The sequence below is a fragment of the Paenibacillus lacisediminis genome, assembly GCF_046567315.2.
On record NZ_JBKIAX020000013.1, the window covers coordinates 50,077 to 63,258 of the forward strand.

Here is a 13,182-nt window from a genome sequence, read left to right on the forward strand (position 1 = left end):
TTCCTTCAATAAACGTCATTATTAGCGGTAAACCAAATCATGGTTAAGTTTATCAAGCGATGACAAGAGTGGGTTCTTCTGCTTGTTTATTAACCCCACATTTTATTTCGGAAGGGAGGGTAGATTTCAACTTACTGATTTGATGTTTTCCAAATCAAGAACAAAAGGAGATTTTGCTGTGTTCAAAAAAATCTTGTTGCCATGTTTAGTTGCTGTAGCGATGTTTTCAAGTGCGATATCGGTAAGTGCTGAGCCTGCTGATTCCAAAGTTTTTGAATTTGGGAATGTATATCAATATGATATTGACACTTATGAAAAGACGTCTTCTTACAATGATTTGAAAGTTGTCATTAAAGACGAGGAAAATCTCGACCTCATTTTGGATGGAAACACTATTCAAAATATGAAATACGAGAAACAGGTCGATGATCACTACCAAACAACTCTTATTTCTGCTACTGGGCAAATCGATGATAGCAACAGCGCTTTCATTCGTCTGGTGTTTGACAAAAAAGAAAATGCAAACGGAAACATCATCCTGACCCACCGAAAAGAAGCGCAATCGAATGAAACCACGGATACGAATAAGGGTACGGATATTGTTGAAACTAAAGATTATATCCGTTTTGCAGCATCCGAGCCTATCGACCTTAAAACGTTGGTAAATGGTGTGGAAAAAAATATGGTTCAAGGCGTCCCGGATCCAACTTCCATTATCACCCCAACGGCAGCAGGTGATTTACCAGTAGTTAAATCCTATAAATACGGAAACTATATGTACGGCGGTGTTTTTTGGAATACAAATTATATTGCTACTGGAAGTAGTGTTATGCAACTCAAGTTTGTTCCATTGTACGGTTCACTAAATTCTTGGACTAATCCAAACGGCCGTAGTGGAACACTTATAAAAAATCAATCGTTGATTATTTCAACAAACGCTACTTACTCTTTTGTTGGAAGCGGGCCAAAAGGTTCCACTCAACCTACCGTCGACAATCCGAATAATCCCAAAAATGTCACCATTAAAGTTTCTTACAGAGGTCTTGCATTAGGAGTTACTTTCCCGCTAAATTCCTATAATAGTATATCACCAGGAACATCTGCAAATTGGAATATTAAGAATCAATATCTTGATATTATTAACGACAATGGGGATATTTTGGATCAATATTACTTAGAAGGAATTACAACGATTACTGGAGCGGGGAAAAGCTGTCAAGTATCAACTAGTGCAAAGATTGATATCGGGGCATTGTATTACTTTGGCGATATTCCTGCTCAAGATGTTGTTCTACATGACAACGTTGTTATTCCTAATTTTACTGCTTCTGTCGTTAGTGAATAAAGGTATGACTAGGGGTCCTAAATGGGACCCCTAGTTCTCAATTGAGGTGATTTCGATGAAAAAGACTATATTTTTAATACTTCTCTTTTTTCTTGTGCTCAATTCTCTTACTGCGTGCTCTACAAGCAAAGCAGATGTCATTCAAGATATGGTTGCCCCAAAAGGATCTTATAACATTTATGTATTTTGGGACGGCGAGAATACAGATTATCAAGAATTAATAGATGAAATGTTGAATGTTATCAATTCCGAAGCAATCCTTAAATCGATGAACATTAATAACATGACTTTTATTAGCGTACATGACAAGACGCAAAAGTATGATTATAAAGAGATTTTTGATATTCAACAGTCCCCGACAATCATTATATTGGATGATGAAAAGATTATCCTGCAAACCAATGATTCTAAAGATATTTATGAACTTTCGGATACATTATAGGTGAATTAACCAATTTTCACTTTTAAGATTGGAAAGAGGGGGGGGGGGCCTCGATAATCGAATTGTTGGTAAAGAACCGGTTTTCAGGTCTAGCTAATCATCTGAATGCACTGCCTGAGGGCAGTGCATTTTTTGATCTTTATTCCGCTTTATTAGGCTTATCAAATTCCTTTCAACCGTAACATCGTTTTTATATAAATTATGTCAAATCGCTTGATATTCCTGCATGCTATTTACCTAAATCGTAATATCTTTTGAAAACTGTTTCTACAATTGATAACTTTAAGGAGATTGTGACGATAGACTGGGTAAACTGGAATGATATTTTGCACCACGCCTTTGCGGGAGCGGTTCTTGCACTGCTTTTCAGTAAAAATCAAAAAGCTTGGCCTTATTTTTTCATCGGAGTTACTTCTGCTCTGCTACCGGATGTAACAAAAGTGCTGTTTAAGGATTTGTTTCTACATTCTCTATTTGTATCCAAAAGGCGAGTGGCCTTGGGAAGACAGAATCTGGTGGTACCATATAAAAAGTCAGAGAATGGTATTCACTGGAGCCCTGCTTCACAGTGAAACTGAGATAGGCGTTAATGGATAGTGACTTCATTTTCATTAGTGAAAGTAAGCTTTTTCGATAAAAGTGATGATTATATTCAAGTGGGAGAATACTAACTTATTTTTAGTAGCGAGCCGGAGGGGAAATATGACGAGAATGAACATCACTGGTATATGTCTTTTATTCACCTTACTGTTATCCGCATTCACTTCAGAATGAATATAGGTAAGACTCAAATACAAAAAGACAATTGCTTAAAAAGGACGCGAGCGAATTCGCGTCTTCAATTTTATTCGGGTGCTAGGGTAGCCACGACTAGGAAAAGAGGGAACCGGTATCAATGATTAAATGATCGACAGTCAGGGAGCAACCTTTATTACGGATCGTCATAGAGGTTTGCAGCAGGTTATCGATATATTCGATCCGCATGTTATCGGCCTCTCTAGAATGAAGGCTTTCTCATCTCGATAGTAATTTCTTCTTAGCCCGTATGGTAAACGATGTTATTATTCTTGCATTTTAAGAGCTCTTTGGTTGCCTCAGAAGGATTTTGAATGGCCCGAACAATGGCAACATCGTCAACGTACTGAATGTTATCTTCCGTATGGGAGTCGAGAATTTCAAGCAGAACATATTGATTGGGAAAGATCGTTCGAGCAATCGACGCGATCGAACTGCCTGACTTTTTTAGTCGGCGGTCCAACTCATATGCATGCAGTATCATACATAGCTTTGTTGTTGGATAGAACTTGCTTGTGGAAATCGGCTTTTTGCCGTCTTTACCGGTATTTGCAAGAGCTATCGCGTCAGGCTCCGCAATGCCCATCACTTTTCCGTCCGCCGTGTCAGGATCGTGAGTTCCACTTACCGTGTACACAATGCGCCCACTGTCCGCTAAGCGGTCAAACAGCAATTCAACCAATAGGAAATGTCCGAGGTAATTGGTTGCGAATGTTTCTTCGTAGCCGTCAACGCTGTAGGAAACAGGCCCGCCCAGGCATACTCCCGCATTGCAAACGATGCCTTGAAGGGAATCGATCTCGCCATTATCGAGCATGGTGTGACACTGAGCAGCGGCTGACCTTACTGAAGCCAGAGAGGATGTATCCGGTTTAATAGTACTCACTTTGATGCCGTAGGTCGTGCGCAGTTCTCGCGCAATGGGCTCCATTCTCTCCAAGCTGCGTCCTGCTAGAACTAGGTTAAGATGATAGCCAGAAGCGAGTTGTTTGGAGCATTCGAGCCCGATCCCTCCGTGGCCGCCTGTTATAAGAATTGTAGGCATAATATCAAACTCCTTTTATAAAGATATAGAATTAGTACATCTCGTTGTTGACAGTGTCAACTTAAATGCATAGTAGTCTTTTCCATTGACGGTGTCAACATGGGGTTGTAAAATTATAATCAATATATTTAAAGAAGAGGACACTATGAAAAACAATAATGATACAAAACAAAAGCTCATTGATGTAACAAGACAAATGATTGATAGAAGTGGTATTGATTCAGTTAGTATGCGTGATCTTGGAAAAGAAGCGAATTTATCTAGAGGTGCGGTTTATGTATATTTTAAAAATAAAGATGATTTACTTGCAGCCGTTGTCGCTGAAAATTTTGAAACACTAAAAAGTCTCCTTTCCAAATTAACTGGAAAATTAAACGATCCTAGAAAACTTGTTTATGAACTTTTGTATACTTTTTATGATTTTGGGATAAAGAATCAAGAACATTATCAATTAATGTACCGCACACAGTGGGACAAGAATCAATATGCTAACATACACATTTCAGCCTTTGAAGTATTTGGGATCATCCATAAGTGTTTGGAAAAAGCTCAAGAAGAAAACCACACTATTAATAAATCACCCAAACAATTAACAGCCATGGCATCTGCATTTATTATTGGTCTTTTTGAACTTAATTCTACTGGACATCAAGAGCCTGAAAAAGAATTAGATGATGCGGCTGGTTTAATTAGCTCATTTGTAGATTTGATTTTTGTTTAAGTCAGAATACCTGCCCGAGGGAACATTTGTTTATGATTAATCTCTATATGTTCCGTACCGCACACCGCCCAATTAGAGGTAGAGGAAAGTTCAGCTCTGGCGGGAGGGGCAAGGAACATCAGTTTTTAATGCCAGTAATAAGGAAATGAATAAAGGAAAAAGGTTAGAGTTTACTTTGATGACTGGAGGATAACGATGTCCACGATTAAAGAAATTTCGGAGAAAACCGGAATTACCCCATATACTCTTCGATTTTATGAACGGGAAGGAATACTGCCATGTGTCAAGCGCGATTCGAGTGGCAATCGATTGTATGACGAAGAGAGTATGGACTGGTTGAATTTTATTTTGGCGTTGCGAGCGACTGGCATGCCACTTGCCCAAATCAGGAAATATGTGGATTTATATCAAGAAGGCGAGAATACACTTAAAATACGTAAACAAATGATGCTTATGCACAAGGAAAAAGTGGAGAAGGACCTCTTGGAAACTATTAAATATTTGGAACAAATCAATTACAAGCTGGCACTTTATGACATGCAGGAAAAAGAATTGGCCAAGATGCTGCCCTAGATGCCGTTTTGCAACATTTCACTCTAAAGTGGAGCGCGTTTCCCGGATGGAGACGTGTCTTTTTAGGTACATATATTAGAGTAAACTCTAATATAATTTATATAATCATTTTCCATTTCCCCCCATTTATTATCCTTCATCATCTAAAACACCACGGATTTGTGGGGTTTTGCCTATGCGAATTATTTAATTATTGAGACTTGACTTATATTAAGCTCTAATTGATACCCTAGAATCAGGCCAGCGATGAGTGGCTAATAAAAGGACAAAGGGGAAGTACACATGAATACAAAAGTAGCAATCATTACAGGTGCAAGCAGCGGAATGGGAGCGGCTACGGCCAAACTTCTCGCTCAACACAACATTAAAGTCATGCTTGCCGCTCGCCGGGAAAACCGATTGCAGCAGCTGCAAGAAGAAATCCGTAACGCTGGAGGCGTAGCCAGCTACAAGGTGACTGATGTCACTTCGCGCGCTGACGTTGAAGCGTTGGCAGCTGAAACCATTAAAGTCTATGGACAAATCGACATTTTGATTAATAATGCTGGAATAATGCCTCTTTCGTTCTTCAGAAATTTGAAAGTTGACGAATGGGAGAGAATGATCGATGTGAATATTAAGGGCGTCCTCTATGGGATGGCGGCAGTATACAAACATATGGAGGATCGTAATGAGGGACATATTATTAATTTCTCGTCCATTGCGGGACACATCATTTTCCCTTCAAGCTCTATTTATAGTGCGACCAAGCATGCTGTACGGATTTTAACAGAAGGTATGCGAACTGAATTGGGACACACGCAAAATATTCGGACGACTCTCATCTCCCCCGGCGCGGTGGAGACCGAACTGTACGATACCATAACCGATAACTCAATTTATCCGGCATTGGAGAAATTGGGCAGCCAGGAATGGAGTCAACTTGACCCAAGCGACATTGCGAGAACCATACTGTTTGCTATCCAGCAGCCGACTAACGTAACCATTAACGAACTGATTGTCCGCCCCACGTCTCAAAGCTTATAAAATTAGGGCAGGTAGTTCAAGCTTGCCCGGAAGGACTTTGCACTAAAAAACCGATTAGATTTTTGGAGACTGAGCCCCGTGGATCAGAACACCTTGCAAGTTAAGCAGTCAGTCGTCGATAATCAATTGGTGACTGGTTGTTTGATGAAATTCTCCCTAAGGAAGCTCATCAATTACGATTTTTATTAGGCGGCATCTTACGATGCTGCCTTTTTGCCTTTAAAATCACGGAATTTCTATAAGAATAAAAGTATTTTCCTCTTAATTCGCTTCATCCTCCTTTAATCATCCATATAAAAAACTGTTTTATTTATATATGCTTATACGAAAGCCAAAGCTTTTTAAGCGGCAAAAAATAAATAAAGGAGATTTTTTCGTGAACTCAAACACTGCTCTTATAAGAAAAGGCGGAGCAAATGTGCCGTCTTCCAAACGTCTTCCGTGGGTCGGGCTGCTGGCCTTAGCCATGGCGGGCTTCATCTGCATTCTTACGGAAGGCCTGCCTGCTGGATTACTGCCGCAGATTGCACAGGATCTTGGGGTCACCGAAGCTCTTGCCGGACAATTGGTCACTCTCTATGCGGTTGGATCTCTTCTGGCCGCCATTCCTTTGACAACGGCTACCCGCGGGTGGAGGCGCCGGCCGCTTCTGCTGCTGTGCATCATCGGCTTTCTTGTTTTTAACACCATCACCGCGTTATCTTCTACTTATGTGCTGACGCTTGCAGCGCGTTTCTTCGCAGGTGTCTCGGCAGGTGTTCTGTGGGGGATGACGGCCGGTTATGCGCGGCGCATGGTGCCTGATTCGCTAAAAGGAAGAGCGATGGCCGTAGCCATGGTTGGCACCCCGCTGGCATTGGCGCTGGGCGTTCCGCTTGGTACGTTTTTCGGAACATATACAGGGTGGCGTCTCATTTTCGGAGCTGTCTCACTACTGGCTGCAGCCCTTATTGGCTGGGTGCTCTGGAAGGTGCCGGATTATGCCGGTGAGCCTGCCGGTGATCAGCTCCGTTTTCACAAGGTTTTCCTGATTCCCGGTGTACGGCCGATTCTGTTCGTCGTTTTGACCTGGGTACTAGCTCATAATATTTTGTACACTTATATTGCACCGTATCTTGCGGAGACCGCGTTTGCTCAGCGAGTGGATTTGGTTCTTCTTATTTTCGGAATTACCTCGGTTGTCGGCATTTGGGTGGTAGGCATGCTGATTGACCGTTTTCTAAGAATACTGGTTTTAATCAGCATCACGGGGTTTGCTTTGGCTTCTGCAGCCTTGGGGATCGGAATGGATCAGCCCGCAATCATCATTCTTGGTGTTACGGCATGGGGGCTTACGTTTGGCGGGGCAGCCACTTTACTGCAAACAGCAATAGCACAAGCTGCGGGAAAAAGTGCAGATATAGCCCAGTCGATGCTGGTTACCGCGTGGAATGTGGCAATCGGCGGAGGAGGCATTATCGGCGGGTTTCTTCTCGAGCTGCTTGGAGCCGGATTCCTTCCGGGCTCATTAATCATCCTGCTGCTTCCCTCCCTGCTTGCAGTTTGGCTAGCTAAAAAGCATGGCTTTCCTTCCTAAAGGAATCCACGAGTATGTGTAACATAAGCAAAAAAATGAATCCCCTGCAAAGGCGGATTCATTTTTTGGGGATTAGAGAATTACATCTTATGCGAGCAAATTCGTTTCTCCAATGAGATTTTTATAAGCGATCGGTGAAGACATTACGATCAGAGTCGTATAGGTTCCGTATTGATCGCACCGGTTTTCAAACTCCTCCAGCTCCTGGGTGGTTTCCGTGAGGACTTTCAATAAATAATTATGCTCACCGCTTATCCGATAACATTCCGTGACCTCCGGCGATGAACGACAAAAATCCAGGAAAGGATAGCAATTCCGAGTCCGAACAAGCATATAGGCGGTGCATTGCTTACCCACTTTTTGCGAAGAAATGACGGTTCGGTATTCCTCGATAACCCCCTTTTCTTCCATGCGTTTTACACGTTCAGTTACGGCTGGCTGAGACAGTCCCACAAGCTTTCCTAAATCTGTCATTGATAATCTCGCCTGGTTCTGCAAATGGAGCAGGATGTTTTTATCGATTTCGTCCAAGAAAATCGCCCCCCCTTTAATTTAAAAGTTATTTCTTTTAAATACCTTTAGAATCATCGGAAATTTCTTTTTCTAACTTGTTTGTTTTATGTAAGGAAGCAGAAATTATTTATATAATAAACACACTTGCTATAAATAATCAAGTAAATTACAGCAGGAGAGGATGAGAATCATGAGAAATATAGATCTGGAATTGCTGCATAAAAGCGTCAATGAGGTGATTGACCGCACACTTGAGGAAAAAAGGATCGTGGGTACCGTCGTCCAAATTGCATTAGGCGGAAGCCTCGTTTACAGCAGGCCTGCTGGTTGGGCCGACCGCGAGCAGAAACGGCCGATGCAGGAAAATGCTTTGTTTAGATATGCTTCGGTAACCAAGCCGATCGTGTCAACGGCAGCCTTAGTATTAATTTCGCAAGGGAGATTGCAGTTAAACGATCTGGTGGAAAAATGGTTGCCCGCCTTTCGTCCCAAACTGCCAAACGGACAGTATGCCTCCATGACCGTTCACCATCTGATGACGCATACCGCCGGCTTAACCTACCGTTTCTTCCAGGAAGAAAAGGGAACTTATGAGCTTGCCGGGGTATCGGACGGCATGGATCTGGCGGGAATTACACTTGAAGAGAATCTGCAAAGACTCGCTTCTGTCCCGCTTCTATATGAGCCGGGGAAAATGTGGAGGTATTCCATAGCAACAGACGTGCTCGGAGCGGTCATCGAAAAGGTTACCGGAATGCCGCTAAGTGAAGCTGTTCGGGTGCTTGTAACTCATCCGCTTTCCATGATGGACACGGATTTCAAGGCCGTAGACACGGACAGATTGACTGCGGCTTACGCCGACAGCGTTGGAGAGCCCCGGCGCTTGCACGATTTTGATACCGTTCCCTTCGTGGAGGGGACGGCAGGATTCCTCCTTTCACCCAACAGGTTTACCGATAAGACAGCTTATCCTTCCGGGGGAGCCGGCATGATTGGCAGCGCAGGAGACTTTCTTAAACTGCTGGAAGCTTTGCGCCAGGGAGGAAATCCGATTTTGCCGGAGGCTCTTGTCACGGAAATGACAACCAATCAAATTGGTAACCTTGTGATGCCCTATTGGCCGGGGAGAGGCTTTGGGCTTGGTTTTACGCTGCTTAAAGACCCAGCGGATGCCAATACACCGGAATCAGTGGGAACTTGGCGGATGGGCGGCACCTATGGTCACTCCTGGTTTGTTGATCCGAGTGAGGAGCTTAGTGTTGTAGCGTTCACCAATACGGCGCTTGAAGGAATGTCAGGCAGGTTTACAACGGAGCTGTGCGAATCTGTCTACAAGGGTATTCGAGGAGTTCAGTAAAGAGTAAGGACGTTGTCTTGAACAAATATTCGGAGTATGCAGACGCTGGATGGATGTCAGATTACATTAACTAAGTAATTTGAGATGAAAATTTACTATGCAATACAATTCGGCGTTCAGCTAAACGGAAAACGAGTTCAATAAACCAGCATTCCAGAATCGTGCTATGATTATTTCAGGTTATTATCTGTAGCGAGCCGTCAAACGCTTTTATAAGGTTTGACGGTTTTTCGATGATATCATAATTGTACGGTTCTTAAAAATTTAATGGAGGGAAAATATGACGAGAATGAACATCACTGGTATATGTCTTTTATTCACCTTACTGTTATCCGCATGTAACAATCACCAAACCGTATCAGAAGAATCTCAAATCATGGACGAGAAAGCAGAGATTTTGCAAGTATCTACGGATTTGCCGAAAAATGCCGGTTGGTGGATTGTTCACAAAGATGTTAATACCATGACCATTAATGTGAAGGCTAAAAATATCGATACCGTTCTATTTTGGATTACTCCGACAGGTACGGAAACTTTGGGGGAAAGAGAGCTCATTGGGTACGACACAGATGGAAGTGACGGCTGGTCTTTAACATGGAACTTTGGCAGCCGGACTTTTCACGATCGTATTACTATTCAAGCCTTAGGCAGCGATGGTACAACTCAAGATAATGAGACCATTAAGGTGACTTCAGAATGAAAAAGTATATCATGGTTTGAGAAATATGAGATTACGGAACGGCCTGCTTGAAGAAGAAAAGGATTAACCATTTCTAATCTCGAATTGATTTACACTCACGTCGCTTGGGGCAATATGGTAGAATGAGGAAGCACAATTGAATCTTGGGTGGGCATGGTTTCCCTTCGAGAGGAGGTGAGACCATGGAGTTGAAAGAAGCAATTACTATAATGATTCTGTTTGCAACATTTGTTGTGGCTCTTCTTTTAACATACATCGGGAATAACTACAAGAGGAAGTAAAAAAACCACCCTAAGGTTTACCGGCCGTAGGTGGGTTTTATCACTTTATTGACTTAAGAGGGTAACCCCATCCAAGCCAATTGTATAGGCGAGTGTTAGCCGCACTCGGTTTTCTTATACAAATGATACCATATCTAAAGGTTAATGAAAACCAGGAATAGCAATAAAAGACTTGTACAAAGAGCATTCACAAGGCGGGCCTGCCAGCTCACGGCCAGCAGAGTATGCGGATTCAGCGTACAACCCCATCGGAGGTCGTTAATGTAAGAAGCCTTACCTGAAATTGCTTGAAGTACATAAAAATCATCTTAAGGACGATCAAAATAAATTAATTAAGGGTGATCGATGTGGAAGATTATTGGGAGAAGAGGTATCGAGATGAAGGTATGATATGGGGGAGTGAACCAAGCCCCACAGCATACCATGCTCTCGATATATTTAGGAAACAAAATGTTAAAACTCTTTTAGTTCCTGGGTCAGGCTACGGAAGAAACACAAAAGCTTTTTCCTCGATTTTTCAAGTAGATGGAATTGAATTATCGAATGATGCGATTCAAATTGCATTAAATTGGGATCAGAACACAAATTTTATTCAAGGATCTATTTTGAGTGATTTAGAAGTTAGCAAGAAATATGATGCAATCTATTGCTTTGATTTATTACATCTATTTTTACAGCAAGATCGAAATAAATTAATACAGAACTGTATGAAGCAAATGAACCATCCAGGACTAATGTACTTTACTTGTTTCTCGGATGAAGACCGAAATAATGGGATAGGTAGACAATTGGAAGAAGGTACCTACGAATATAAGACTAATAAATATGCACATTTCTTTAGTGAAGAGGATTTACGGAGACATTTTGTAGAGTTTGATATTATTGAAACAGGATCAACAATAGAGACATTATGTTACAAAGATAACCAAATAAAGGAGTACGCGTTAAGGTATATTATTGTAAAGACGAGTTAGTTTTTTGAACAAAGACGTTAGCCGGAATTCAATTAGAGGTGAGAAGATGAATAAAACATTCATTGAGAATAGACTGAAAAATGCATTAAAAAGACTTTACTATTTTGATCATGTAATTATCTCTAACAATTCCCATGAAAGATCGATAATTCAGTCTATCCTGATATTGTAGTTCATCGAAGAAATTTTGCCGAAAATTTATTAGTTGTTGAAGTTAAAAAGCGATCCAGAAAATAACCCCAATTATGGATATAAAGTTATATCAAGAGATGAATGGTTAACTCAAGGGGAATTGAACTTCGGATAACAATATATTTACGCTGCGGGAAAAGATGCTATGCACTGGCAATACAGAGATGGCGAATACATATTACCCATTTGTTTGGATCAGACATCAATTCCGAGAATTACGGACAGATATGGTTACTTGGAAGCTAAAGATTAAATTCCTGTTCAATTGGCTGAGGTGATCATTAAGAAGTTAAATGAGGTCTAAACTGAATATTGATAGAGGCTAGCATTTCCTAATGGTCTGATAAAATAATTCTTGAGTAAAAGGGGCGCGGGAGAATTCGCGTCCCTTTTTTAATCACAACTAAGTGTTGCAGGATGCATTTCCATCTGGTGCAGGTCAATAATCATATTGCCGCTCTTCAAAACATCCAACCCAATAAGGCCATTGATTTGATCGATATCCTCATGAAAAACACCAAAATCAATATGGGCATTGTTCATAATGTAATCACCTAATTGAACTTGATCGATAAGCTTCCGGAAAGAGTACTCGCCTCCGCCGATTCCAATACTGTGCACAAGCTTGTCTCCATTTTCAAAGTGAATCCCGATTTGTGCCGCAATATCGGAAGAGAGGAGAGAATGGGCAGCTCCGGTATCAATGACTAAATGATCGACAGTTAGAGAGCGTCCTTTATAGCGAATCGTCATAGAGGTCTGCAGCAGGTTATCGATATATTCGATCAGCATGTTATCGGCCTCTATAGAATGGAGGTTTTCTCAGCTCGATAGTAATTTTCTCTTGGCCCGTATGGTAAACGATGTTGTTATCTTTGCATTTTAAGAGCTCTTTGGTTGCCTCAGAAGGGTCTTGAATGGCTCGAACAATAGCGACATCTTTAACGTATTGTATGTTATCTTCAGTCTGAGAATCGAGAATTTCAAGCAGAACATATTGATCGGGAAAGATCGTACGGACCTCTTGCCACTGCATTTAAAATTCACCCCGTTCTTTGTATTTCATTTATAAAAATTATATCATGTTTTGAGAAATAGGAGATACTGGGACGCCTCGTTTAAGAAAAAACAGGATTAACCATTTCTAATTTCGAATTGATAGCACACCCTCGTCGCCTACCCCAAAAACATAAGCCATGGACTGAATTATAAAAAGGCCATCATCGGCAAAAAGGGATTAGGGGACACTGCGTCTAATATAGCTTTATGGAAGATTATATGAACGCAGAGATTCACTCGATTCGGGGCTTGGGGGATTTCGTGGAAAGAACCTTATATGAAAGGGATGCATATGAATCGTACAGATCACATAGGAAGCAATAATGCTCTATCTGTTTTCACATATATATTTGTACAGCTCATTGGAGATGCAATTTTTTTATAACGATTATACATAAACTATAGGCGAGAGGTTAAGTAGCTCAGTCATCAAACGACCCAGTCCAAGATAAGCAAACTGGGGCTGGTTCGTTTCGTGAATACCATAACGTAATGTAAATTGCTGAAAACCAAGGAGAAAAAATGAAAATAAAAAATCTGGACTGATTTTAATGGACCCAATCCTAATAGACTGAGAATATCA

At 41.3% G+C, this 13,182-nt stretch carries 14 protein-coding genes; 11 read left to right on the forward strand and 3 right to left on the reverse strand.

Translation table 11 applies throughout. The features are described 5' to 3' along the window. Positions 1 to 178 precede the first annotated feature (178 nt). The 3 genes from ACLD72_RS22305 to ACLD72_RS22315 all read left to right on the forward strand — a co-directional run bounded on the left by ACLD72_RS22305 (position 179) and on the right by ACLD72_RS22315 (position 2,359). Complete coding sequence (locus tag ACLD72_RS22305) at positions 179 to 1,345, forward strand: hypothetical protein (protein WP_411002480.1); 1,167 nt, start codon at positions 179 to 181, stop codon at positions 1,343 to 1,345. Between the two features lie 55 nt (positions 1,346 to 1,400). Next, the gene (locus ACLD72_RS22310; protein ID WP_155620595.1) at positions 1,401 to 1,787 is read left to right on the forward strand and encodes a hypothetical protein; all 387 of its coding nucleotides are present in this window, start codon (positions 1,401 to 1,403) and stop codon (positions 1,785 to 1,787) included. Between the two features lie 254 nt (positions 1,788 to 2,041). Next, positions 2,042 to 2,359, forward strand: coding sequence for a hypothetical protein (locus ACLD72_RS22315; RefSeq protein ID WP_240751714.1), 318 nt, complete (start codon positions 2,042 to 2,044; stop codon positions 2,357 to 2,359). Between the two features lie 464 nt (positions 2,360 to 2,823). Here the strand turns inward: ACLD72_RS22315 and ACLD72_RS22320 are convergent, their stop codons facing one another. Further along, positions 2,824 to 3,627 carry an SDR family NAD(P)-dependent oxidoreductase gene (locus tag ACLD72_RS22320; RefSeq protein ID WP_155620596.1) on the reverse strand — a complete coding sequence of 268 codons (804 nt, stop codon included), beginning with the start codon at positions 3,625 to 3,627 and terminating at the stop codon, positions 2,824 to 2,826. 145 nt (positions 3,628 to 3,772) lie between these two features. On the opposite strand from ACLD72_RS22320, the gene ACLD72_RS22325 reads away from it, so the two are divergent. The 4 genes from ACLD72_RS22325 to ACLD72_RS22340 all read left to right on the forward strand — a co-directional run bounded on the left by ACLD72_RS22325 (position 3,773) and on the right by ACLD72_RS22340 (position 7,523). Further along, positions 3,773 to 4,348 carry a TetR/AcrR family transcriptional regulator gene (locus ACLD72_RS22325; RefSeq protein ID WP_411002481.1) on the forward strand — a complete coding sequence of 192 codons (576 nt, stop codon included), beginning with the start codon at positions 3,773 to 3,775 and terminating at the stop codon, positions 4,346 to 4,348. 195 nt (positions 4,349 to 4,543) lie between these two features. Beyond that, positions 4,544 to 4,921 (forward strand): MerR family transcriptional regulator, encoded by a 378-nt coding sequence (locus ACLD72_RS22330; protein WP_411002482.1) that lies wholly within the window; start codon positions 4,544 to 4,546, stop codon positions 4,919 to 4,921. 282 nt (positions 4,922 to 5,203) lie between these two features. Continuing rightward, the gene (locus ACLD72_RS22335; RefSeq protein WP_411002483.1) at positions 5,204 to 5,947 is read left to right on the forward strand and encodes an SDR family oxidoreductase; all 744 of its coding nucleotides are present in this window, start codon (positions 5,204 to 5,206) and stop codon (positions 5,945 to 5,947) included. Positions 5,948 to 6,323: 376 nt separating this feature from the next. Next, on the forward strand, positions 6,324 to 7,523 hold the full coding sequence (locus tag ACLD72_RS22340; protein WP_411002484.1) for an MFS transporter: 1,200 nt from the start codon (positions 6,324 to 6,326) through the stop codon (positions 7,521 to 7,523). An 87-nt stretch (positions 7,524 to 7,610) separates the two neighbouring features. On the opposite strand, the gene ACLD72_RS22345 is transcribed toward ACLD72_RS22340, so the two are convergent. Beyond that, positions 7,611 to 8,054, reverse strand: a complete 444-nt coding sequence (locus ACLD72_RS22345) for an Lrp/AsnC family transcriptional regulator (protein ID WP_155620600.1) — start codon at positions 8,052 to 8,054, stop codon at positions 7,611 to 7,613. Between the two features lie 172 nt (positions 8,055 to 8,226). Between ACLD72_RS22345 and ACLD72_RS22350 the strand changes: the two genes are divergently transcribed. The 4 genes from ACLD72_RS22350 to ACLD72_RS22365 all read left to right on the forward strand — a co-directional run bounded on the left by ACLD72_RS22350 (position 8,227) and on the right by ACLD72_RS22365 (position 11,348). Beyond that, positions 8,227 to 9,393, forward strand: a complete 1,167-nt coding sequence (locus tag ACLD72_RS22350; protein WP_411002485.1) for a serine hydrolase domain-containing protein — start codon at positions 8,227 to 8,229, stop codon at positions 9,391 to 9,393. Between the two features lie 280 nt (positions 9,394 to 9,673). Next, positions 9,674 to 10,093 carry a hypothetical protein gene (locus ACLD72_RS22355; protein WP_411002486.1) on the forward strand — a complete coding sequence of 140 codons (420 nt, stop codon included), beginning with the start codon at positions 9,674 to 9,676 and terminating at the stop codon, positions 10,091 to 10,093. 182 nt (positions 10,094 to 10,275) lie between these two features. Next, complete coding sequence (locus ACLD72_RS22360; RefSeq protein WP_230877161.1) at positions 10,276 to 10,374, forward strand: putative holin-like toxin; 99 nt, start codon at positions 10,276 to 10,278, stop codon at positions 10,372 to 10,374. Positions 10,375 to 10,721: 347 nt separating this feature from the next. After that, the gene (locus tag ACLD72_RS22365) at positions 10,722 to 11,348 is read left to right on the forward strand and encodes a class I SAM-dependent methyltransferase (RefSeq protein WP_411002487.1); all 627 of its coding nucleotides are present in this window, start codon (positions 10,722 to 10,724) and stop codon (positions 11,346 to 11,348) included. Positions 11,349 to 11,933: 585 nt separating this feature from the next. Here ACLD72_RS22365 and ACLD72_RS22370 read toward each other — a convergent pair. Continuing rightward, complete coding sequence (locus ACLD72_RS22370) at positions 11,934 to 12,332, reverse strand: retropepsin-like aspartic protease (protein WP_411002488.1); 399 nt, start codon at positions 12,330 to 12,332, stop codon at positions 11,934 to 11,936. Positions 12,333 to 13,182: the final 850 nt, after the last annotated feature.

Coding starts and splice junctions, on each gene's coding strand:
- ACLD72_RS22360 (WP_230877161.1), top strand. CDS start 10,276: ATGGAGTTGAAAGAAGCAATTACTATAATGATTCTGTTTGCAACATTT.
- ACLD72_RS22330 (WP_411002482.1), top strand. CDS start 4,544: ATGTCCACGATTAAAGAAATTTCGGAGAAAACCGGAATTACCCCATAT.
- ACLD72_RS22350 (WP_411002485.1), top strand. CDS start 8,227: ATGAGAAATATAGATCTGGAATTGCTGCATAAAAGCGTCAATGAGGTG.
- ACLD72_RS22355 (WP_411002486.1), top strand. CDS start 9,674: ATGACGAGAATGAACATCACTGGTATATGTCTTTTATTCACCTTACTG.
- ACLD72_RS22310 (WP_155620595.1), top strand. CDS start 1,401: ATGAAAAAGACTATATTTTTAATACTTCTCTTTTTTCTTGTGCTCAAT.
- ACLD72_RS22320 (WP_155620596.1), bottom strand. CDS start 3,627: ATGCCTACAATTCTTATAACAGGCGGCCACGGAGGGATCGGGCTCGAA.
- ACLD72_RS22325 (WP_411002481.1), top strand. CDS start 3,773: ATGAAAAACAATAATGATACAAAACAAAAGCTCATTGATGTAACAAGA.
- ACLD72_RS22370 (WP_411002488.1), bottom strand. CDS start 12,332: ATGCTGATCGAATATATCGATAACCTGCTGCAGACCTCTATGACGATT.
- ACLD72_RS22335 (WP_411002483.1), top strand. CDS start 5,204: ATGAATACAAAAGTAGCAATCATTACAGGTGCAAGCAGCGGAATGGGA.